This window comes from Actinoplanes sp. CA-051413 (assembly GCF_050955795.1).
GTDB lineage: Bacteria > Actinomycetota > Actinomycetes > Mycobacteriales > Micromonosporaceae > Actinoplanes.
Window position 1 is genome coordinate 429,869 of sequence record NZ_CP192100.1, and the last position, 19,839, is coordinate 449,707.

Here is a 19,839-nt window from a genome sequence, read left to right on the forward strand (position 1 = left end):
GTGCTGGGACTGGCCGCGCAGATGTTGCGCTTTCGTAAGGGCACTTTCGTGGCGACGTTCGTCGCGCTGGCCGCCGGCGTGATGATCCTGATGGCCTGCGGGCTGCTGGTCGAGTCCGGCCTGCGCTATCAAGGCTCACCCCAGCGGTACGCGGCCGCGGTGGCCGTCGTGGCCGACCGGGATCGCACCATCGCCGGGCCGGAGATCTTCGGCGAGACCGAGTCCACCACTGTGTCGCTGCCCGAGGGCGGCCGGGTTCCGGAGACGCTGGTGGCGACGATCGCGGCGGTGCCGGGCGTGGCGAGCGCCGTGGGCGACCACTCGATCGCGGTCACGCCGGTGGCGGCGCCCGGGGTGCGGACCACCGGCCACGGTTGGGGGAGTGCCGCGCTGGCCCCGTACCGGATGGTGGCCGGCACCCAGCCGCGGGCCGACGGTGAGATCGCCGTCGACGCCCGGCTTGCCGCAGGCGGGAAATTGCAGCCCGGTGACGCCACCGCGATCGTGGTGGGCGGTGCCGAGCGCAAGTTCCGGGTGAGTGGTGTGGTCGACGCGGTGGGTCCGCAGGCGACGGTGTTCTTCACCGATGCGCAGGCCGCGCGGCTCGATCCCAACCCGGGCAGCTTCACGGCGATCGGCGTGCTCGCCGAGCCCGGCGCGGACAAATCGGCCGTGGTGGCCGCGGTCCGCAAGGCCGCACCGAACGTCAAGACCTATGTGGACGGCGAGCGGGGACTCGTCGAGCAGCCCGAGGCGGTGGCCGCGCGGGCGCTGACCGTGCAGGCCGGCTCCGCGTTCGGTGGCTACGCCGCGATGATCATCATCTTCGTGGTGGCCGGCACGGTCGGGCTGTCGGTCCGGCACCGGCGCCGCGATCTCGCTCTGCTGCGGGCGATCGCGGCCACCCCCGGCCAGGTGCGGCAGATGATTCTCGCCGAGGTCGGCCTGCTCAGCCTGCTCGCCGCGGTGGTCGGGGTCCCGGCCGGCCTGGCCGCGACCGCCTGGACCCGGAACCAGCTCGTGACCCGCGGCTTCGTTCCCGACACCTTCGAGCTGAGCGGTGGTGTGCTGTCCGCGCTGGCGGTGACCGTGGCCGTGGCCGTCGTCGCGCTGAGTTCCGCCTGGATCGCCGCCCTGCGCACCACCCGGATCCGCCCCACCGAGGCGCTGGGTGAGGCGGCCGTCGAACCCGCCCTCGGGGGCCGGGTCCGGATCGTCTCCGGCCTGGTCTTCCTGGCCGGCGGGGTGTCGCTGATCGGCCTCACCGGCGCCACCGACGGCACGACCGCGCTGGGTGCCGCGACCGGCATGCTCTACACGTTCGTGCTGGCCATCGCCCTGCTCGCGCCGTGGATCAACCAGGCCGCGGCCCGGCTGCTCACGCCGGTCCTGCGGACCGTCTGGGGCAACAGCGGCTACCTGGCGGCGGCGAACCTGCGGGCGAACGCCCGGGGCATGGTCGCGGTGCTGAGCGCGCTGGTGCTCTCGGTCGGCTTCGGCGGCACGGTGTGGTTCCTGCAGGACAACCTGCAACGGCAGACGGTGGTCCAGAGCCACGACGGCACGCTCGCCCAGCATGCGCTGACCGGCGGGGCCGGCCTGCCCGCGACGGCCGCGGCCAAGGCCCGCAAGATCTCCGGGGTGGTCGCGGCGACGGGGGTACGCCGCACGTCGGTGATCGTCCCCAACCGGCTCGAGGCCCAGGCGGTCGCGGCCCAGGGCATCGACCCGGTGGGTGCGGACCAGACCCTGGACCTGGGGGTACGGTCGGGAAGCCTCGCCGAGCTGCGGGTCTCCACAGTGGCCGTGTCGACGACGCTGGCGGACTCGGCCGGCTGGGAGCTCGGCGACGACGCCCGGCTGTGGCTCGGCGACGGCGTGCCGGTGACCTTGCGGATCGTCGCGCTGTACGACCGCGGCTGGGGTTTCGGCGACGTCACCCTGGACACCGAGACGCTCACCGGCCACACCGCGACCGGCCTCGACGACCACCTCCTCATCCGCACCGCGCCCGAGGCGGACGTCACCGCCGGCCTGGCCGACCTAGCGAGCGCCTACCCCCTGAGCACCGTGGTCGGCACCGAGCAACTGACCGGTGAGCTCGCCCAGGACCTGGCGATCAGCGCCTGGCTCAACAAGCTGCTCATCATGGTCCTGGTCGGGTACGCAGTCCTTGCGGCGGCGAACACCCTGATCATGGCGGCGCTGGCCCGGGCCCGCGAGTTGTCCCTGCTGCGCCTGGTGGGAGTGACCCGCGGCCAGATCAAGCGGATGGTGCACGCCGAACAGGCCGGCCTGCTGGGCGTGGCCCTGGCGATCGGTACGGCGATCGCGGCGATCACGTTGTCCTCGGTCGTGCACGCGGTCTCGGGTGTGCTGATCCCGTACGTGCCGGCCCTCGGGGCGGCGACGATCCTCGGCGGCACGGTCGCCCTGGCGCTGGTCGCGACGATGCTGCCGATCGGCCGGGTCCTGCGTACACCACCAATCGAGGGCATCGGCCTGCGTGAGTAGATCTCCGGACTACCCAATCTGCGATGTAGCAGTCTGAGTAGTAGCGATCAGCGCACTGGCCATGCTTCACTGGAACAAGAAAGGGCGGAGTCCGAGGGGAAACACCACACGGCACCCGGCGGCAACCGGGTGCCGTTCTTCTCGTCAGTCTTCGGTGGGCCGCAGCGGCCGCAGTGCTCCGGCGGCCGCTGTGGCGACGGCGAGCAGCACCGCCACCGCGCCCAGCCCCTTCAGCACGGTGATGTGATCCCCGAGAAAGCCGATCAGCGGCGGTCCACCCAGGAACGCGCAGTAGCCGATCGTGGCGACCACACTCACCCGCGCCGCGGCCTTCGCCGGATCGTCCGCCGCCGCGCTCATCCCGACCGGGAAGCCCAGCGAGGCCCCGACACCCCACAGCAGCGCCCCCGCGAAGGCGGTCACGACGTTCGGGCCGAAGACGAAGAGCATCAGCCCGGCGAGACTCAGCACCGCGAGCATCCGCACCACGGCCACCCGGCCATAGCGGTCCAGCAGCGCGGGCCCGAACCACCGGCCGACCGTCATCGCCGTCAGGAACGTGGCGAAGGCGAGGGTGCCGATCGTCGCCTCGGCGCCGTAGCCGTCGATCACCGCGACGCTGATCCAGTCGATGCCGGCTCCCTCGGCGAAGGCGAACGCCAGCACGAACAGGCCGATGAGCAGCGTCCGCGGCTCCCGCCAGGTGGCCAGCGTGCGGCGCAGGCCACCGCCCTCGTCCGCGGTGGGCGGGTGCACGTCGTCCGGGCCGAAGCTGCGGACCGCCAGGATCACGATCACTCCGATCAGGACCGCTGAGAAGATCAGATGCGCGGTGACCGGTACGCGCAACGCCACCGCCCCGGCACCGGTCAGGGCACCGGCAACCGTGCCGACGCTGTAGCCGGCGTGGAAGCGGGGCATGATCGCCTTGCCCAGGCGCCCCTCCACCACCGCGCCCTGGACGTTCATGGCCACGTCCCAGGCGCCGTTGGCGAAGCCGAAGAGGAACAGCCCGACCACCACCGGCGTGATGCCGTACGGGTAGCCGATGCCGACCGCACTCAGCGCGACCAGCAGCAATCCCGCCATCGTGGCCACCGTGGCCCGCGATCCGAAGCGGGCGACGATGTTCCCGGCGAGCACCAGCGACACGATCGAGCCGGCCGCGATGGCCAGCAGCACCAGGCCGAGCCGCGACGGGGTCAGCCCGAGCCCGTCCCGGACCTGCGGGATGCGCGTGGCCCACGAGGCCATGGCGAAACCGCAGCCGGTGAACGCGATGTAGACCGCGCGCCGCGCCGCGAGGACGTCGACGGTGGGTGCGACGAGGGTGGTGGTCATGCGGTGGCTCCAAGCTGACGGGCGACGATCTCGCGGGTCTCGGCGCGGGTCGCGCCGGGGGTGGTGGCCAGGGTCTTGTGCATGACCAGGCCTTCGATGAGGGCGTCGATGCCCCGTGCGGTGGTCGGATCCATGAAACGTTCGAGCACGGCGCGACTGGTCCGCATCCACGACTCCGTTACGGTGCGCAGCGCCGGATCCCGCAGCGCCGCGAGATACAGCTCGTAGGCCACCGCCCAGTCACGCGGGTCGGCGTCCGCGTCGCCGTGGATCAGGTCGGTGATCGCGTCGATCAGCTGGGCGGTGGTCGAGACGCCGTCGAACGCGGCCTCGTAGGACCGCGACATGCGTTCCGCATGCCGGCGGAACGCCTGCGCCAGCAGATCCACCAGGCCGTCGAAGTGATAGGTCAAAGAGCCCAGGGGTACGTCCGCAGCCGCCGCGATCCGCCGGTGGGTGGTGCCGGCGACGCCGTGCTCGGCGATGACGTCGACCGTGACGTCGATGATCCGCAACTTGCGATCGGGGTCGTACCTGCGTGCCGAACGGGTCGCGCCGGCCTCGGTGGTCACGGTTCCACCTGCCGGATGACCCGGGCCGGGTTGCCAACCGCCACCACGTTGGCAGGCAGGTCGCGGGTGACAACCGCGCCCGCCCCGACCACCGTGTTGTCGCCGATGGTGACGCCCGGCAGCACGATGACACCCCCGCCCAGCCAGACGTTGTCACCGATGGTGATGGGCAACGCCGCCTCCCACTTGTCCCGGCGCGGGCCGGCCGCGACGGGGTGGGTGGCGGTGAGCAACTGCACGTTCGGGCCGATCTGCACGTCGTCGCCGACGGTCACGGTCGCGACGTCGAGGCTGACGAGCCCGAAGTTGGCGAAGGTCCGGGCGCCGACGAACGTCTGGTAGCCGTAGTCGCAGTGGAAGGGCGGACGGATCTCACTGTCCGTACCGAAAGCGCCGAGCAGCTCCGTGAGCAGAGCACGCCGGGCGGCACCGTCGGTGGGGTCCATGGTGTTGAGCCGGTGGCTCAAGGCGGCGGCCCGGTCGAGCTCACGCCCGAGCTCAGGGTCGTCCGCGATGTACAGCTCACCGGCGAGCATCCGCTCGCGCATCGTCCGTTCGCCCATGCGTACGACCGTACATATCATGTGTACGTTTGTACACAGCGATGATCGCTAGACTCCGGCAGGTGACAGCGCAGTGGGATGTCGCCGTGATCGGCGCCGGCCCGGGCGGCCTGGCGGCGGCACACGCCGCGGCCACGGCGGGGGCCCGGACGATCGTGCTCGAACGCGCGGAGCACCCGCGCTACAAGACCTGCGGCGGCGGTCTGATCGGCACCTCGCTGGCGATAGCAGCCCCGCGGATCAAGGTCCCGGCCCGCGACACGGTCGCGGCCATAACCTTCACCGAGAACGGCCGCCGGGCATTCACCCGCAGGTCACCGGGACACCCGGTGCTGACAATGGTACGGCGCAACGACTTCGACTTCGCCTGGTACGAAGCAGCCCGCGCAGCCGGTGCCGAGGTCAGGCAGAACGCCCAGGTCCGCACGCTCGACCAGGACGCCGACGAAGCGACCGTGACCCTGGCCGACGGCGAGGTGATCACCGCCCGCTTCGTCATCGGCGCGGACGGCTCAGCGGCGATCAGTTCCCGGCACGTAGGGGTCACGTTCGACCAGCAGGACCTGGGTCTGGAGGTCGAGGTGGCCGCAACCGAGGCCGACCGCGCGGCGTACCGGGGGCGGGTGCTGCTGGACTGGGGGCCGGTGCCCGGCTCGTACGGCTGGGTGTTCCCGAAGGACGACGAGCTCACCGTCGGCGTGATCATGGAGAAGGGGCGAGGGGCCGAGACCAAGAAGTATTTGGCTGATTTGCTCGCCCAGCTCGGGCTGGCGGATCGGCGGGTCGTCCGTGACTCGGGGCATCTGACGCGCTGCCGCCGGACGGATGCACCGCTGCGCAGGGGCAGGGTGCTGGTCGTCGGCGACGCCGCAGGGCTGTTGGAGCCGTGGACCCGGGAGGGGATCAGCTACGCCCTGCGGTCGGGAACGTGGGCCGGTGAGGTAGCGGCGCGTGCTCAGACGCCGGCGGAGTTGGCCGAATACGATCAGCAGGTGGAGGGGGAGCTGGCGCCCGAGATGGCGGCGGGCCGGCGCCTGCTGCAGGTTTTCGCCAAGCACCCCCGGCTGATGCACGCAGCCTTCGCAACCCCGATGGGCTGGCGCGCCTTCGAAGCCTTCTGCCGCGGCGAACTCTCCATGGCGAACGTGGTCCGCCGCCCATCAATCAGCACGGCGATCAACCTCCTCGGCGGCCGCACAGCCTAAGGCGCGCGGCGGATCCAGGGGGCCCACTGCACGGCGGCGGCGAAGCCTTCGCGCCGGGCGGCCCGCGCCTCGGTCGGGTCGATTGGTGCCTGGCGGGTGGTCCGCAGCCCAGGCCCGATGAGCCGCGTCTCGAGCCACGACCCAGTGACCCCTCGCCGAACGCGCTCCCACAGGCCGCCCTCGACGTGCGCGGACACCCGGGCTCGCAGGTCCTCGACCAGAGCGGCCGGGTCCTCGGCGCAGTCGTCGCAGCCGCAGTCGGGCAACGCCTCGAAGAACCAGCGGCCCAACCGCAGCACAACACCCGGAAAGTCGGTGAAGGCGATCGACAGTGGCCCGGCGGCCGGGCTGCGAGGCATGAGCCGGACAGTGCGCACGACCTCAGCACCCGGCGCGGGCCCGACCGGCTCCTTGCTCTCGCGCCGGTCGACGACATAACGCTCGGTCAACTCATCGAGAACGTCCTCGGCGGCCTCGTGCAGCACGAGGAACCGCCCCGCGTCAGAGACCCGGGAAGAGAAGCTGTCCGGTCGCGATCCGGTGTCGCCCACCAGCGAAGTATGCCCCGCTCGGCCCGGGGCACAGCCGGGAACGCCAGAAGATCAGCGACCGGAAATGCTCACTCGGGCTGAAACTCCCCGGCCACGAATGCTGTCGCAAAGACGGACAGTTCCTCGGCGGTGAAGAACATCGGCTGCTGCTCGGGGCGCTTGCTGTCCCGGACCAGGTATCCGCCGTCGACCGCGGCGATCTCCACGCAGGTTCCGTTGGAGCACTTACTGCTGCTACGCCAAGCAGGTTGTTCCGTCGAGTTCATCATGGTTACTCCTCCGTGACGGTTCCCGTGTAACACGGTAAGCGACGCCCGACAGGTGCGGGAGGAGTCTGTAGTGAGTGAAACCTCGAACTGTGCGACGAATGCGGCCAATGTCACGCTATGTCGAGCAGCTTTGTCCTAATGCGCATGTTTTGCGTGTCTTCCGGGCGCAGCCGGTCCTGCGGCGTCAATGAGTCTGGCGTCGCCGACACTTTGTACGCCCGTTCCCCGAGCACTCGACGCGTGCCTTCACGTCGACTGCACCCGGAACGGACGATCACACTAATTGAAAAGGAACTGCCCGTCGTTGACACCGCGGACGAATGCCGACCATTCTTCGGCGGTGAAAGCCAGTGGTGCGGCAGCCGGATTCTTGGAATCGCGGACCAGCACCTGCTCCGCCACCTGGGCGACCTCGACGCAGTTGCCCGCCGCGCAGTAGCTGCTCTTACGCCATTCGGGCTGCTCTAGAGTTGGCACAATGTCTCCGATTTCGTTCGTACACCGACGCTGGTGTACCGGGTGCAAATTATCATGATCTTTGGCGGCTCTGTGATTGTGTCTCCAGATCCTTGATGCGACTGTCGAGAAATCGGATCGTGTCCGGCTCGTCATTCGATAAGTGCCAAAGCTGTTCGAAGCGCTTGCGATGGCGGTCGGTGGTCGCTTTGTCCTCCACGATCTCGTCCGACACGCCGTTCTCGCGGTACAAAATTTCGCTGTCCGCACCGCGGTCGCTCAACGCGAGCAGATCATAACTGCCATTATTGGCGATGGGATAATCCAACGCGAAAGGAAGCATCCGCAGGTGCACGAGCCCTTCGCTGGCCACCCTGCGCATCTCGCGCAACTGCTGCGCAAAGACCTGCGCTCCCCCGATGGGCCGCAGGAAGACAGACTCGTCCAGCAAGACGAAGACCTGCATGCTGTCCAGCCGGGAAAGCAATGTCTCGCGGCGCATCCGTCGCGCCTTGATCAGCAGCTGGACGCGCTGGCGAGAGCCGATATCTTCTTCGTCGAAGGTGCCCGTCAGCGCGGTGGCATATTCCTCCGTCTGCAGGTACCCGGGCAAGTAGTAGATCGAGTACGAGCGGACCGCGACGGCCTCGGCTTCGTACTCGATGTGCCGGCGGGTGGCGTCAGAGAGGTGGTCACGGAACTCCGGAGTCTGATACCACGCCTGGCGCTGCCGGGCCCGCGCGATCCGCGCCGACGTCAGCAGATCACTGACCTGCTTCCGATCCTTGATCCCATAGAAGGACAAAAGCGGCCGAAGGTCATTAGGTGCGATCGTCACATCGCCGTTCTCGATGCGGATCACCTTGGACAGTGACCACTCCATCTCCTCGGCGACCTGAAGTTGGGTGAGGCCGGCCGCGTCGCGGGCTTCGCGCAACGCTAGGCGTATGCGGCGGCGCGCGACTGTCGGCGAATCACCTTCAGTCATGAGTCCTTCATCAGCGCGAGGAGTACGTCGGACGAGGCGATCGCAACCTCGCTGGTGGCTATCTTGCAGACAGCGAGGTTGCGACCAAATCGTACTGAGAACGAATCACCGCGTCTCTGGTATTGATCAAACTGTTAGTTGTCACCCGTTAGGAGCACTGCGTGACATGGTTTGTCCGTCATGCGGCGACCAGGTCATATCCGTCGGTGGCGGGCCGGGAATCCTCGACCGCGCGGCGCAGGGCCCTGGCAACTTGGTTGAAGACCCGGACGTCCGAGGTCGCGTAGAGGGTCACGTTGCTGCCTCGGTACGTGGCCAGCAGTTCCCACCGCTGTGGCCGCAGCCGCCAGTACGCCGCTGTGCTGATGCCGGCGATGGCGGCGCAGAGCGGGGCCGACACGAGGACCGCGGTGGTGCCGAGGGTGCTCCATCCCGCCGCCGTCACCAGCAGGGCGGCCAGGCCGACCTGCATTGCCCGGGGGTTTCCGCGGCGGGCGTCGGTGTGCGCCCGCCGGACGTTGCGCAGGTCCCGGATCAGCACCATTCTCACGGGGTCCCCGAGCCAGGCAAATTGTCCGTCGGTCACCACTGCGTCGGGTCCACGGTAGTAGATGCGCATGGCGAACTCCTCTCCACGACTCCTTGCGAGGAGGGGAAGTGCGGGCCACCATTGGCGTAGAGAGTCGACCCCGCCTCGCGCGTCGCATCGCACGACGCTCTGGAGGCGACAACGGCACCCGGTTGCCGCCGGGTGCCGCTTCTTGTTTCCCTCCAGATCCGCCCTTCAATGCCTGCCCTCAGTACAGCATGGCCATGGCGCTGCTCGCTACCACTCAACCTGCCATGTTGCAGATTGCGTACAAGCCGACTCGTGGATCAGGCCGCCAGCAGCACCAGCAGCAGGGCCGCCGCACCCGGGATGGCCTGCACGAACAGGATCCGGGTGGTCGCGGTCAGGGCGCCATAAATTCCCGCGACGATCACGCAGGACAGGAAAAATACCTGGAACGTCAGGTCGTCCGAGATGAGACCATAGATCAGGCCGGTCGCCAGGAAGCCGTTGTAGAGGCCCTGGTTCGCCGCCAGGGTCGCGGTCTGTTCGGCGAACTCCGCGGTGGTACCGAACGTGGCACGCACCCGATCTGTCCGCCACAGGAACATCTCGAGGACGAGGATGTAAATGTGGATCGCGGCCACCAGGCCGACCAGGATCCGTGCTGCCCATTCCATGGCAATTCCTTCCGCCGCCGGCGAGCGGGTCGCGGCCGGATCTTGGCAAACGATAGGACATGAAGGTTCATCGATGGACGTAACCATCGACACGGTGCGTTTCGCCGCCGCGGTCCCCGGGTAGCCGAACTCTCGACGTTGATGAACAAGCAGGTAGGGGAGGGTACAGCCCGCATGGACAGCAGACTCCGGATCGCCAATCAGGCCGTCCAGCCGGTCCTGGTGATGTTCCCCCTCGGCCTGTTCGCGATGGCCGTCCTGTTCGACCTCGGCAACGTGTTCGGCGGCCCGGACATCCTCGGCGCGCTCGCTTACTGGAACCTGGTCGCCGGCCTGATCGGCGGTGTGCTGGCCGCGGCCGCCTCCGCCATCGACCTGATGTTCGTCCGTGGCACCCTGGCGAAGCGGCGCGGCGTGCTCCAGGGCCTGGTCAACATGGGCGTCCTGCTGATCTTCACCGTCATCCTCATGGTCCGCATGCGCACCCCCGACCGGGTGGCGGGCGGCGGCCTGGTCGCGATCGAGCTGCTCGCCCTGGCCGGCGCCGTGTTCGGCGCCTGGTACGGCGGCGAGCTCGTCAACCGCCGGCGCACCCCGGCGTTTGCCCGCGCCGAGGCCGGGAACCGCATTTTCTGACAGAGCGGAGACGGAGAGAGGCACGGACGATGGCGACATCGATCAGTGGCAAGCGGGTCGCGTTCCTTGCGACCGACGGCGTGGAAGAGGTCGAGTACACCCAGCCCCGCAAGGCGGTTGAGGAAGCCGGCGGCACGGCGGAGCTCGTCTCGATCAGGGACGGCGAGATCCAGGCCGTCAACCACATGGACAAGGCCGGCACGTACCCGGTGGACAAGCAGGTCAAGGACGCGGCGGCGACCGACTACGACGCCCTGGTGCTGCCCGGCGGCGTCGCCAACCCGGACTTCCTGCGGGCCGATCCGGAGGCGGTGCGCTTCGTGCGCGACTTCTTCAGTGCGGGCAAGCCGGTGGCGGCGATCTGCCACGGCCCCTGGACTCTCATCGAGGCCGGCGTTGTCGACGGCCGCACCCTGACCAGCTGGCCGAGCCTGCGCACCGACCTGGCCAACGCCGGCGCGACCTGGGTGGACGAGCAGGTCTTCGTCGACGACGGCCTGGTGACCAGCCGCAGACCCGACGACCTCCCGGCCTTCTGCGACAAGATGCTGGAAGAGATCGCCCACGCGAAATAACCGCAAACGGTACGGACGCAGCCGAGCTGACGTGGCGCACAGACCCCGGTCCGTGCGCCACAGCCATGCCGGGCGGCCGCCGGGCTGACCCGTCGGGGAACGCCTACTTCAGAACCATCCGGCCGGTGGCCTCGAAGGACGCCAGGTCGGCCAGCACCTCGTCGATGATCGGTGACTTGGGCCCAGGCAGCGCGTCCAGCGGGAAGAAGCCGGCGTCCACCGACTCCTCGGTCACCTTCAGCAGCTCGCCCTCCCAGGTGTGGATCCGGAACGACATCAGGATCTGCTGGTAGGTGTGGCCCCACTCGTTGGTGTACGTGTACGACGTGTAGAAGGCGAACGGCGTCAGCGAGGTCGCGCGCAGGCCGGTCTCCTCCCAGACCTCACGGATCGCACAGTCCTCCATGCTCTCGCCCAGCTCCATCGCGCCCGCCGGGATCGCCCAGCGGTGATTGTCGGACCGCTGGATCAGCAGAAGTCTGTTCTGCTCGTCGAGGATCACACCCCGCGCTCCCACGAACAGAATCGTGTCGGTGTCGCCGACCCTCGTCCGTACCCGACCCAGATAGGACTCATCCCACGTCAATGCCACCGGACCAGCGTAGTCAGGCCGACTTCTTCGCCGCCTTCGTGGCAGTGGCCTTCTTTGCCGGAGCCTTCTTCGCCGCTGTGGTCTTGGCGGGCGCGGCAGTCGCCTTCGCGGCTGGAGTTTTCTTGGCCGCTGCCGACTTCTTCGCCGGGGCGGCCTTTTTTGCGGTTGCCGACTTGGTAGCCGTACCGGATGAGGTTTTTTTGGCGACCGACTTGGCCGCGCCGATCGGGGTGGCGCCGATCTCCCGGGCCCGTTCTTCCGGGGCCTCGCCGCGGGCCTTCTTGGCGCGTTCGACGCTGGCCTTGAGCGCGGCCATCAGGTCGACGGCGGCGGCCGGCGCCTCCTCGGCCTCCTCCGGCGCGACGATCTCGCGGCCCTCGACCTTGGCGTCGATGACCTCCTGCAAGGCGGCCCGGTAGTTGTCGGTGAACTCGTCGGCCTTGAAGCTGCCGGCCATCGAGTCGATCAGCGAGCTGGCCATCGCCAGCTCAGCCGGGCGGGTCTCGATGTCCTCGTCGAGGAAGCCGAAGTCGGGCGTGCGGACCTCGTCGGGCCAGAGCATCGTGTTGAGCACCAGCACGTCGTCGTGCACCCGCAGGGTGGCCAGCTGCTCGCGCTGGCGCAGTGCGACCTTGACGATCGCGACCCGGTCGGACTCGGTCAGCGCGTCCCTGAGCAGCACGTACGGCTTCGCGGCCTGGCCCTCGGGCTCGAGGTAGTAGGCCTTGGCGAACAGCAGCGGGTCGATCTGCTCGGCCGGCACGAACTGCAGCACGTCGATCGCCCGCGAGGTGGTCAGCGGGAGCTCGGCGAAGTCCTCGTCGGTCAGGATGACCATCTCGCCGCCGCCGAGGTCGTAACCCTTGGCGATGTCGTCGTAGGTCACCTCCTCGCCGTCGATCGAGCAGGTGCGCTTGTATTTGATCCGGCCGCCGTCGGTGCGGTGCACCTGGTGGAACCGGATGTCCTTCTCCTCCGTCGCGGAGAAGAGCTTCACGGCGATCGACACCAGGCCGAACGAGACCGCGCCCTTCCAGATCGCACGCATTAGCTTCTCCAACCCACCCGTGAGCAGTCCCCAGATCAAGAATGGCATTAGAGAGACGCCTGCGTAAGGTGTTCGCTGGTGCCTATGGTGATCAGGTGCCGGGTGCGCCGCTCTCGCCGATGCTCGCTACCGCGGGCACGCTGCCCCGTGGGCCGGGCTGGAGCTACGAGTTCAAGTGGGACGGCGTACGCGTGCTGTCGTCGTTCACCGAGGGGCCGCCGCAGCTGTGGGCGCGCTCGGGCGCCGCGGTGACGCTGGCATATCCCGAGGTCACCGGCCTGTCGCTGCCGCCCGGATCACTGCTGGACGGCGAGATGGTGGTGCTGGACGCGGCCGGGCGGCCGTCGTTCACCGCGCTGGCCGAGCGGATGCACGTCCGTGATCCCGGCCGGGCGGCCCGGCTGGCGGTGACCCTGCCGGTCACCTACATGATCTTCGACCTGCTCCGGTACGGCGATCAGTCCCTGCTCGACGTTCCGTACGTGGAGCGGCGGGGGCACCTGGAGAGCCTCGACCTGGGCAGCGGCTCCTGGATGGTGCCCCCGGCGTTCACGGACGGGGCCGCCACCGAGGCGGCTGCCCGGGAGAACCGCCTCGAGGGTGTCGTGGCCAAGCGGCTGGACTCGGCGTACCTGCCGGGGGCCCGGTCACCGGACTGGATCAAGGTCAAGTTCGACCGGACCGGGGACTACGTCATCGGTGGCTGGCGGGCCGGGGTGCGTAAGCTCGGTGGCCTGCTGGTGGGCGTACCGGGTCCGGACGGGCAGCTGCGGTTCCGTGGCCGGGTCGGCGGCGGCATCGGGGCGGCCGCCGAGCGCGAGCTGTTGTCGGTGCTGGCGCCGCTGGAGACCCGGGAGTCGCCGTTCCTGCCCGGCGCGGTGCCCCGCGAGGACGCCCGGGGTGCGCACTGGGTGCGGCCGGAGCTGGTCACCGAGGTGCGGTACGGCAACCGGACCCCGGACGGCCGGCTGCGGTTCCCGCGTTTCCTGCGGCTGCGCCCGGATAAGTCTCCGGACGAGTGCGCCGAGGAGGACGACGATGGTTAGGCAGCGATATGCGGTGCAGATCGAAGGCCGCGACCTCGAGGTGTCCAACCTCGACAAGGTGATGTATCCGGCGGTCGGCTTCACCAAGGGTGAGGTGATCGACTACTACACCCGGATCGCGCCCGTGCTGCTGCCCCATCTCAAGGACCGCGCGCTGACCCGGATCCGCTATCCGAACGGCGTCGACGGCATGCACTTCTTCGAGAAGAACGCACCCGGCGGGACCCCGTCGTGGGTACGGCTGGAGACGCTGCCCGTGCCCGGCTCGACCAAGGATCGCGAGACCATCGACTTCGTGGTCGTCGACGAGCTGGCCACCCTGGTCTGGGTGGCCAATCTCGCCTCGCTGGAGCTGCACACCCCGCAGTGGCGGATCGGCGCGGATCCCGACCTGCTGGTGGTCGACCTCGACCCGGGCGCACCGGCCGCGCTCAAGGAATGCTGCGGCGTCGCGATGCTGATGCGCGACCGGCTCGCCGATGACGGCCTCACCGCCTACCCCAAGACCTCGGGCAAGAAGGGCATGCAGCTCTGCGTGCCGATCTCCGGCACCCAGGACGCCGAGACGGTCTCGGGTTATGCCAAGCGGGTGGCCGAGGAGCTGTCCGCGCAGGTGCCGGGGTCGATCACGGCCAAGATGGCCAAGGCGGTCCGGCCCGGCAAGGTGTTCATCGACTGGAGTCAGAACAACGCGGCGAAGACCACGGTGGCGCCGTACTCGCTGCGGGCCCAGGACAGCCCGACCGCCTCGACGCCGCTGACCTGGGACGAGGTCGCGGAGATGGCGCTGGGCTCCGAACCGGCCCGGCAGTTCGGTGCCGCCGAAGTGCTGGAGCGCGTCGAAGCCCACGGCGATCTGCTGGCTGACCTGCTGGAACCCGGACCGGCCGTACCGACTCGTTGAGGTACCTTGCGTGGCAAGGTACCGTGTGGCGCATGGCCGACGTCGCGCAACTCTCCACCAGCCTCCGGCGCGGGACGCTCGAGTTCTGTGTGCTCGCCATGGTCGAGCACGAGGACCGCTACGGCACGGAGATCGTCCGGCGCTTCGGTGAGGAACGGAACCTCGCCGCCTCCGAGGGCACGATCTATCCGCTGCTGTCCCGCTTGCGCCGGGTGGGTTGGCTGGACAGCAAGTGGAGCGAGTCGCCGTCCGGGCCGCCGCGGCGCTACTACGCGCTCACCGACAGCGGGCGGTCGGCACTCGAGCACTTCCGCTCGGAGTGGGTTTCCTTTCGACAGACCGTCGACCGTCTCGTAGGGACCGGTGGGGCATGAGCGACAAGACCAACGACGCCGTGGCGGAGTATCTGCACGAGCTGGAGCTGCGGCTCACCGGCCTGCCGGTGCTCCAGCGCCGCGAACTGCTCGCGGAGATCGCGGCGCACATCAGCAACGAGCGTGTGGAACGGGGCGTGACCTCCGAGGGCGAGCTCCTGGAGCTGCTGGAACGGCTGGGCAGCCCGGAGGTCGTCGCGGCCGCGGCGTACGAGGAGGCCGGCATGGCCGAGCCGGTGCTCTCGTACGCCGGAGCGACCAGCGCCGCGCGACGGCCGCTACCGGCTGTCGCGCCGCCGCCGGACTCGCCGCCGCCCGCCTACGCCGGCCCGTTCACGCCCGACCCCGGCTTCGCCCGTGCTTCATATGCGCCGCCGCCGGTGGCCGGACCGCCGTTCGCGCCGCCGCCGCCGACCCGCAAGCCCGGGGACAGCAGCGGGCTGCGGGTGGTGATCGGGGTCGCGATCGCCGTCGTCGTCTTCGTCCTGCTCGGCTGCATGGCCGGGGCCTTCCTGCTGACCCGGAGCGCCTCCGTCGACGCCCCCGCGGTGAGCGTGGTGCCGGGCACCGAGGCCCCGCTGGAGCCCGATGCGCCGGACGTCGTCCCGGTGCCGCCGACCGTCGAGTGACCGGTCAGTCGACCTGCGGCAACGGCGGGCCGAGCACGTCGTCGGCGTCCACGATCGTGTACGCGTAGCCCTGCTCGGCCAGGAAGCGCTGGCGGTGCGCGGCGTACTCGGTGTCGATCGTGTCGCGGGACACCACCGTGTAGAAGTGCGCCTGGCGGCCGTCGGCCTTCGGGCGCAGCACCCGGCCGAGGCGCTGGGCCTCCTCCTGCCGGGAGCCGAACGTGCCGGAGACCTGGATCGCCACGGCCGCCTCGGGCAGGTCGATGCTGAAGTTGCCGACCTTGGAGATCACCAGCGTCTTCAGCGAGCCCGAGCGGAACTCGTCGAACAGCCGCTCGCGTTCCTTGTTGGTCGTCGAGCCCTGCACGATCGGGGCGTCGAGGTATTCGCCGAGCTGGTGCAGCTGGTCGATGTAGCCGCCGATCACCAGCACCTGCTCGTTCGGGTGCTTCTCGACCAGCGCGCGGACCACCGGGAGCTTGGTGCGGGCGGTCGCCGCCACCCGGTAGCGCTCTTCGGCCTCGGTCACCGCGTACGTCATGCGCTCGGCGTCGGTCAGCGTGACCCGGACCTCGGTGCACTCGGCCGGGGCGATCCAGCCCTGCGCCTCGATGTCCTTCCAGGGCGCGTCGTAGCGCTTCGGGCCGATCAGCGAGAACACGTCGCCCTCGCGGCCGTCCTCGCGGACCAGCGTCGCGGTCAGGCCCAGCCGGCGGCGGGCTTGGAGGTCGGCGGTGAAGCGGAAGATCGGCGCCGGCAGCAGGTGCACCTCGTCGTAGATGACCAGGCCCCAGTCGCGGGCGCCGAACAGGTCGAGGTGGGTGAACGCGCCGCCGCGCCGCGAGGTCAGCACCTGGTACGTCGCGATGGTGACCGGGCGGATCTCCTTGCGCTCGCCGCTGTACTCACCGATCTCGTCCTCGGTCAGCGAGGTGCGGGCGACCAGCTCACGCTTCCACTGCCGGCCGGCGACCGTGTTGGTCACCAGGATCAGCGTGGTCGCCTTGGCGGTGGCCATCGCGGCCGCCCCGACCAGCGTCTTGCCGGCGCCACAGGGCAGCACGACCACGCCGGAGCCGCCGGCCCAGAAGCCGTCCACCGCCTCCTGCTGGTACGACCGCAGAGTCCAGCCGTCCTGGGCCAGGTCGATCTCGTGGGCCTCGCCGTCCACGTAACCGGCCAGGTCCTCGGCCGGCCAGCCCAGCTTGAGCAGCGCCTGCTTGAGCCGGCCCCGCTCCGAGGCATGCACCGCGATCGTCTCATCGTCGAGCCGCGCGCCGAGCATGCCGGCCAGCTTCTTGCTCTTGGCCACCTCGATCAGCACGATCTTGTCCAGCCCGCGCAGGACCAGCCCGTGCGAGGGGTCGTTGATCAGCTGCAACCGGCCGTAGCGGTCCATGGTGTCGGCCACGTCGACCAGCAGCGCGTGCGGCACCGGGTAGCGGGAGAACTTGATCAGAGAGTCGACCACGCTCTCCGCGTCGTGCCCGGCGGCGCGCGCGTTCCACAGGCCCAGCGGCGTCAGCCGGTAGGTGTGCACGTGCTCGGGGGAGCGCTCCAGCTCCGCGAACGGGGCGATCGCCATCCGGCACGCCTGCGCGTCCGGATGGTCGACTTCCAGCAGCAGAGTCTTGTCGGACTGGACGATCAATGGTCCGCCGGTCACCAGGTGCCCTTCGACGAGCGAGAGAAGACCCTCCAGTGTGACACGGGGTTCTACCCAGCGAAGAAGGTTGATCCCATGTGCAACGCTTCGGTGAGGCCGGGCGTTTAAGCAAGCAGCACCATCGGACGGCGGGCGGGTCGCGCGCGAGCAGGGCAACGGGGGCGCGCGGTCCCGGCCGTCAGTCCTCCACGACCGCGGCTGTGATCCGGTGCAGCGCGAAGGTGTGCAACGTCTCCGTCCGTTCGTCCTCGGCGCGCAGATAGCCCGCGCTCAGGGACACCGGCCGCACCAGCCGCGACAGCGTCGCGCCGTGCGAGTCCACGTAACCAACCCAGACGCGGGCTTTGTCGCGTACCGCCTGCTGCAGCACCGCCATCGCCTGCGTGTGCGCCTGCACCGAGGTCAGTCCGGGCACCTGCTGGCCATTCGCGGCCCGCACGGTGACCGGCGCGCGGCGGGCCGCGCGGGTCGCGACATCCCCGCGCCGGATCTGCTCGACCACCCCGGCCAGCCGCGGGCCGGCCAGGATCGGGGACCCGGTCTGCTCACCGAGCCGCGACGAGACCGGGGTACGGGTCACCGCGCGGCGCACCTTCGGCCGGGCCAGCACAGCCGACCCGGCGGCGTCCTCGGCGACCGGGGCGAAACCGGCGTCCCGCAACGCGCCCAGCAGCCGGGCGATCTGCACCGGGCTGCACAGCACCGTGGGAGCCAGCCGGCGCAGGGCCAGCGTGCCCAGCCGCTTGTCCGCCAGCACCTCGGCGATCAGCGCCTCGTCGTCGCTGCGCAGGTAGGAACCGGCCGAGCCGGCGCGCAGGCCACCGTGCTTGCGGGCCGAGTCGTCGATCAGGTAGGTCATCGCCTGCGGCACCGGGGTCCGCGACCGGCGCCGTAAGAGCGCGTGCAGGTCACCGGCGCTGTAGCCGACATCCAGGGCGCGGCGCACACTCGCCGTGGTGACCCGGTAGACGCTCGCGCCGCCGGCGGACTCGGGCTCGGCGACGACGTCGAGCTCGGCGGCCAGCTCGGGCTCAGGCGGCCCGGGCACGACGACCGACAGATCGGCCTGGACCAGCACGTGATCGACGGGCGCGGGCAGCAGTGCATCGAGCGTGCGGACGGTGTCGGAAGCGCCTGGCACCCGTCCGCCACCCGGACCGGCACCCAGCGGATCGGTGTCGGCGGTCGGCACGTCCTCGTTCTGCAGCAGCCGCCCGTACGAGGTGAGCGCGCCCAGCCCGGTCACGCCGAGCGTGGCCGCCCCCGTCAGGGCGTCACGGTGGGCCGCCTCCCGGCCGCGAGCGCGACGCGGGGCCTGCCAGGCCAGCAGCTCGAGCACCTCGTCGGCCTTCGGTGCGGTGCCAGGCGCGAGTGTGGCCAGAGCGGCCAGCACCTCCCGGCGGGCCTGCGGTGCGCCGGCCCGCTCGGCGTCCGGGGCCAGCGGATTGATCGGCCGGTCCCGGTCGTCACGCTGCCCGATCAGACCGGGCTGCCGGGTCATCGCCAGCCACGAGTTCGCGAGCGCCTCCCAGCGCTGCGCGATGCTCAACGCCCGCCACAGGTCGTAACCGCCGGTGGGCAGGAAAATCTCGTCGACCAGCCCGGACGCCCGGCTGGCGGTGACACCCCGCCCGGTGCCGGCCGCGTCCGCCTCGCCGAGCAGGCCCGCCGCGTACGCCACCTCGATCAGCAGCGCGGCCGCCGGCTCGTCCAGATTCGCGGAACGGGCCAGCCGCTTCAGGTCGCGGACGCCCAGCCCGCCGGTCTTGAGCACGGCCGCGGGCTCGGTCGACAGCGCCTCCAGCAGGGTCTCGACGTGCCGGACCGCCTCCATGGCCTGCCCGGCCCCGGCGGAATCGACCGACTTCGGCTCGCGTACCGGACCCTCGGGCGTCGGCGGCAGCGGCCGCAGCGTGCCCAGCGGCCCGGAGTCCCGACGCAGCAGCAAACCCACCTCGCGCGGCAACTCGACGAGCTCACCGTCGGCCCGCGGCGCCCGGCCGGCCTCCGAGACCGGGACGAGAATGTGCTGGTCGATCAGCCACTGCACCGGCTCGGCGACCGAGCCGCCCGAGCTCAGCGCGCCGACCGGCGGCCCGGCCGCGAGCCGGTCGAGCACCGCCCGAGCGCCCGGCGGCGCGGCCAGCACGGCCCGGCGCAGCTTCGCGCGGTCCGCGCACAGGACCGCCGCCTGCGGGTCCAGGTAGTCGGCGGGACGGCCCAGACCAGCGGGGTACGGCGAAGTGACCTCATCGACCGCACCGACGATCTGCAGCGCATCCTCGGGGCCGTGCAGCAGGAACCGGGCGCGGAGCCGGTCGATCGCCACCCGTACGTCCGCCGGGGCGACCGTGGCCGCGGCCAGCTCGACGATGGCCGCCACCGAGGTCAGCGCGGTCTCCTCGGCCCGGCTGAGCCGGGCGGCGTCGAGCACGGCGAGGGTGAACTCGTCCAGCGCGTCGAGGCAGCGGGCCACCGAACCCCGGGACTGGGCGCGGACGGCCAGTGCGGAGACGTCGGACGGCACGGGCACGACGAGATCCGGGCGCAGCTGGATCAGCGCGCCCAGGGCGTCATCGGTGAGCGACCGGAGCTGGTCGGCGAATGCGGTGGCCATCGTTCTCAACGCTAGCCGCCATGGGAGCATGGTGAGGGGTCCGGGGCTTGGCCGGACCCGGCG

At 70.2% G+C, this 19,839-nt stretch carries 21 protein-coding genes; 8 read left to right on the top strand and 13 right to left on the bottom strand.

Annotated features, from left to right (window positions below; genetic code table 11):
* Positions 1–2,514 (top strand): FtsX-like permease family protein, encoded by a 2,514-nt coding sequence (locus ACQP2Y_RS02035; protein ID WP_433724023.1) that lies wholly within the window; start codon positions 1–3, stop codon positions 2,512–2,514.
* A 144-nt stretch (positions 2,515–2,658) separates the two neighbouring features.
* Here the strand turns inward: ACQP2Y_RS02035 and ACQP2Y_RS02040 are convergent, their stop codons facing one another.
* The 3 genes from ACQP2Y_RS02040 to ACQP2Y_RS02050 are packed head-to-tail and all read right to left on the bottom strand — an operon-like array spanning position 2,659 to position 4,990.
* Entirely contained in the window at positions 2,659–3,855 is a 1,197-nt protein-coding gene (locus ACQP2Y_RS02040) for an MFS transporter (RefSeq protein ID WP_433724025.1), read from the bottom strand.
* Positions 3,852–4,427: a TetR/AcrR family transcriptional regulator gene (locus ACQP2Y_RS02045; RefSeq protein WP_433724027.1), complete on the bottom strand. Its 576-nt coding sequence runs from the start codon at positions 4,425–4,427 to the stop codon at positions 3,852–3,854. Before ACQP2Y_RS02045 ends, ACQP2Y_RS02040 begins: the two co-directional genes overlap by 4 nt.
* Complete coding sequence (locus ACQP2Y_RS02050; RefSeq protein ID WP_433724029.1) at positions 4,424–4,990, bottom strand: sugar O-acetyltransferase; 567 nt, start codon at positions 4,988–4,990, stop codon at positions 4,424–4,426. The genes ACQP2Y_RS02045 and ACQP2Y_RS02050 overlap by 4 nt, the downstream gene beginning before the upstream one ends.
* A gap of 41 nt (positions 4,991–5,031) precedes the next feature.
* Between ACQP2Y_RS02050 and ACQP2Y_RS02055 the strand changes: the two genes are divergently transcribed.
* A complete protein-coding gene (locus tag ACQP2Y_RS02055) occupies positions 5,032–6,195 on the top strand; it encodes a geranylgeranyl reductase family protein (protein WP_433731697.1) in 1,164 nt (387 codons plus the stop codon).
* Here ACQP2Y_RS02055 and ACQP2Y_RS02060 read toward each other — a convergent pair.
* The 6 genes from ACQP2Y_RS02060 to ACQP2Y_RS02085 all read right to left on the bottom strand — a co-directional run bounded on the left by ACQP2Y_RS02060 (position 6,192) and on the right by ACQP2Y_RS02085 (position 9,689).
* On the bottom strand, positions 6,192–6,746 hold the full coding sequence (locus tag ACQP2Y_RS02060) for a DUF6226 family protein (protein WP_360551008.1): 555 nt from the start codon (positions 6,744–6,746) through the stop codon (positions 6,192–6,194). The genes ACQP2Y_RS02055 and ACQP2Y_RS02060 overlap by 4 nt on opposite strands.
* A 68-nt stretch (positions 6,747–6,814) precedes the next feature.
* On the bottom strand, positions 6,815–6,952 hold the full coding sequence (locus ACQP2Y_RS02065; protein ID WP_433724032.1) for a DUF397 domain-containing protein: 138 nt from the start codon (positions 6,950–6,952) through the stop codon (positions 6,815–6,817).
* A 342-nt stretch (positions 6,953–7,294) separates the two neighbouring features.
* The gene (locus ACQP2Y_RS02070) at positions 7,295–7,492 is read right to left on the bottom strand and encodes a DUF397 domain-containing protein (protein WP_433724034.1); all 198 of its coding nucleotides are present in this window, start codon (positions 7,490–7,492) and stop codon (positions 7,295–7,297) included.
* Between the two features lie 52 nt (positions 7,493–7,544).
* The gene (locus ACQP2Y_RS02075) at positions 7,545–8,459 is read right to left on the bottom strand and encodes a helix-turn-helix domain-containing protein (protein WP_433724036.1); all 915 of its coding nucleotides are present in this window, start codon (positions 8,457–8,459) and stop codon (positions 7,545–7,547) included.
* A 178-nt stretch (positions 8,460–8,637) separates the two neighbouring features.
* Positions 8,638–9,078, bottom strand: coding sequence for a DUF6232 family protein (locus ACQP2Y_RS02080; protein WP_433724038.1), 441 nt, complete (start codon positions 9,076–9,078; stop codon positions 8,638–8,640).
* Positions 9,079–9,335: 257 nt separating this feature from the next.
* Positions 9,336–9,689 (bottom strand): DUF1304 domain-containing protein, encoded by a 354-nt coding sequence (locus ACQP2Y_RS02085; RefSeq protein WP_360551018.1) that lies wholly within the window; start codon positions 9,687–9,689, stop codon positions 9,336–9,338.
* Positions 9,690–9,863: 174 nt separating this feature from the next.
* On the opposite strand from ACQP2Y_RS02085, the gene ACQP2Y_RS02090 reads away from it, so the two are divergent.
* Positions 9,864–10,325, top strand: a complete 462-nt coding sequence (locus ACQP2Y_RS02090; RefSeq protein ID WP_433724040.1) for a DUF2231 domain-containing protein — start codon at positions 9,864–9,866, stop codon at positions 10,323–10,325.
* Between the two features lie 29 nt (positions 10,326–10,354).
* Complete coding sequence (locus tag ACQP2Y_RS02095; protein WP_433724042.1) at positions 10,355–10,900, top strand: type 1 glutamine amidotransferase domain-containing protein; 546 nt, start codon at positions 10,355–10,357, stop codon at positions 10,898–10,900.
* A gap of 103 nt (positions 10,901–11,003) precedes the next feature.
* Here ACQP2Y_RS02095 and ACQP2Y_RS02100 read toward each other — a convergent pair whose 3' ends face one another.
* Both ACQP2Y_RS02100 and ACQP2Y_RS02105 read right to left on the bottom strand, forming a co-directional pair.
* Complete coding sequence (locus tag ACQP2Y_RS02100; protein WP_360815215.1) at positions 11,004–11,492, bottom strand: NUDIX domain-containing protein; 489 nt, start codon at positions 11,490–11,492, stop codon at positions 11,004–11,006.
* A 13-nt stretch (positions 11,493–11,505) separates the two neighbouring features.
* Positions 11,506–12,540, bottom strand: a complete 1,035-nt coding sequence (locus ACQP2Y_RS02105; RefSeq protein WP_433724045.1) for a Ku protein — start codon at positions 12,538–12,540, stop codon at positions 11,506–11,508.
* Positions 12,541–12,635: 95 nt separating this feature from the next.
* Between ACQP2Y_RS02105 and ligD (ACQP2Y_RS02110) the strand changes: the two genes are divergently transcribed.
* The 4 genes from ligD (ACQP2Y_RS02110) to ACQP2Y_RS02125 are packed head-to-tail and all read left to right on the top strand — an operon-like array spanning position 12,636 to position 15,493.
* Entirely contained in the window at positions 12,636–13,586 is a 951-nt protein-coding gene (gene ligD / locus ACQP2Y_RS02110; protein ID WP_433724047.1) for a non-homologous end-joining DNA ligase, read from the top strand.
* Positions 13,579–14,490 (top strand): non-homologous end-joining DNA ligase, encoded by a 912-nt coding sequence (ligD, locus tag ACQP2Y_RS02115; protein ID WP_433724049.1) that lies wholly within the window; start codon positions 13,579–13,581, stop codon positions 14,488–14,490. Before ligD (ACQP2Y_RS02110) ends, ligD (ACQP2Y_RS02115) begins: the two co-directional genes overlap by 8 nt.
* Before the next feature lie 32 nt (positions 14,491–14,522).
* A complete protein-coding gene (locus ACQP2Y_RS02120; protein WP_212991311.1) occupies positions 14,523–14,864 on the top strand; it encodes a PadR family transcriptional regulator in 342 nt (113 codons plus the stop codon).
* On the top strand, positions 14,861–15,493 hold the full coding sequence (locus ACQP2Y_RS02125; RefSeq protein ID WP_433724051.1) for an HAAS signaling domain-containing protein: 633 nt from the start codon (positions 14,861–14,863) through the stop codon (positions 15,491–15,493). Before ACQP2Y_RS02120 ends, ACQP2Y_RS02125 begins: the two co-directional genes overlap by 4 nt.
* A 4-nt stretch (positions 15,494–15,497) precedes the next feature.
* Here the strand turns inward: ACQP2Y_RS02125 and ACQP2Y_RS02130 are convergent, their stop codons facing one another.
* Positions 15,498–17,159 carry a DNA repair helicase XPB gene (locus tag ACQP2Y_RS02130; RefSeq protein ID WP_433724053.1) on the bottom strand — a complete coding sequence of 554 codons (1,662 nt, stop codon included), beginning with the start codon at positions 17,157–17,159 and terminating at the stop codon, positions 15,498–15,500.
* Positions 17,160–17,337: 178 nt separating this feature from the next.
* Complete coding sequence (locus ACQP2Y_RS02135) at positions 17,338–19,776, bottom strand: helicase-associated domain-containing protein (RefSeq protein WP_433724055.1); 2,439 nt, start codon at positions 19,774–19,776, stop codon at positions 17,338–17,340.
* Between the last annotated feature and the right edge of the window lie 63 nt (positions 19,777–19,839).

What these genes read in the sequence shown, in the direction of transcription:
- ACQP2Y_RS02135 (WP_433724055.1), bottom strand. Translation starts at nt 19,776, where the DNA reads ATGGCCACCGCATTCGCCGACCAGCTCCGGTCGCTCACCGATGACGCC.
- ACQP2Y_RS02125 (WP_433724051.1), top strand. Translation starts at nt 14,861, where the DNA reads ATGAGCGACAAGACCAACGACGCCGTGGCGGAGTATCTGCACGAGCTG.
- ACQP2Y_RS02055 (WP_433731697.1), top strand. Translation starts at nt 5,032, where the DNA reads ATGATCGCTAGACTCCGGCAGGTGACAGCGCAGTGGGATGTCGCCGTG.
- ACQP2Y_RS02085 (WP_360551018.1), bottom strand. Translation starts at nt 9,689, where the DNA reads ATGGAATGGGCAGCACGGATCCTGGTCGGCCTGGTGGCCGCGATCCAC.
- ACQP2Y_RS02050 (WP_433724029.1), bottom strand. Translation starts at nt 4,990, where the DNA reads ATGGGCGAACGGACGATGCGCGAGCGGATGCTCGCCGGTGAGCTGTAC.
- ACQP2Y_RS02120 (WP_212991311.1), top strand. Translation starts at nt 14,523, where the DNA reads ATGGCCGACGTCGCGCAACTCTCCACCAGCCTCCGGCGCGGGACGCTC.
- ACQP2Y_RS02105 (WP_433724045.1), bottom strand. Translation starts at nt 12,540, where the DNA reads ATGCGTGCGATCTGGAAGGGCGCGGTCTCGTTCGGCCTGGTGTCGATC.
- ACQP2Y_RS02040 (WP_433724025.1), bottom strand. Translation starts at nt 3,855, where the DNA reads ATGACCACCACCCTCGTCGCACCCACCGTCGACGTCCTCGCGGCGCGG.
- ACQP2Y_RS02090 (WP_433724040.1), top strand. Translation starts at nt 9,864, where the DNA reads ATGGACAGCAGACTCCGGATCGCCAATCAGGCCGTCCAGCCGGTCCTG.
- ACQP2Y_RS02080 (WP_433724038.1), bottom strand. Translation starts at nt 9,078, where the DNA reads ATGCGCATCTACTACCGTGGACCCGACGCAGTGGTGACCGACGGACAA.
- ligD (WP_433724049.1), top strand. Translation starts at nt 13,579, where the DNA reads ATGGTTAGGCAGCGATATGCGGTGCAGATCGAAGGCCGCGACCTCGAG.
- ACQP2Y_RS02095 (WP_433724042.1), top strand. Translation starts at nt 10,355, where the DNA reads ATGGCGACATCGATCAGTGGCAAGCGGGTCGCGTTCCTTGCGACCGAC.
- ACQP2Y_RS02075 (WP_433724036.1), bottom strand. Translation starts at nt 8,459, where the DNA reads ATGACTGAAGGTGATTCGCCGACAGTCGCGCGCCGCCGCATACGCCTA.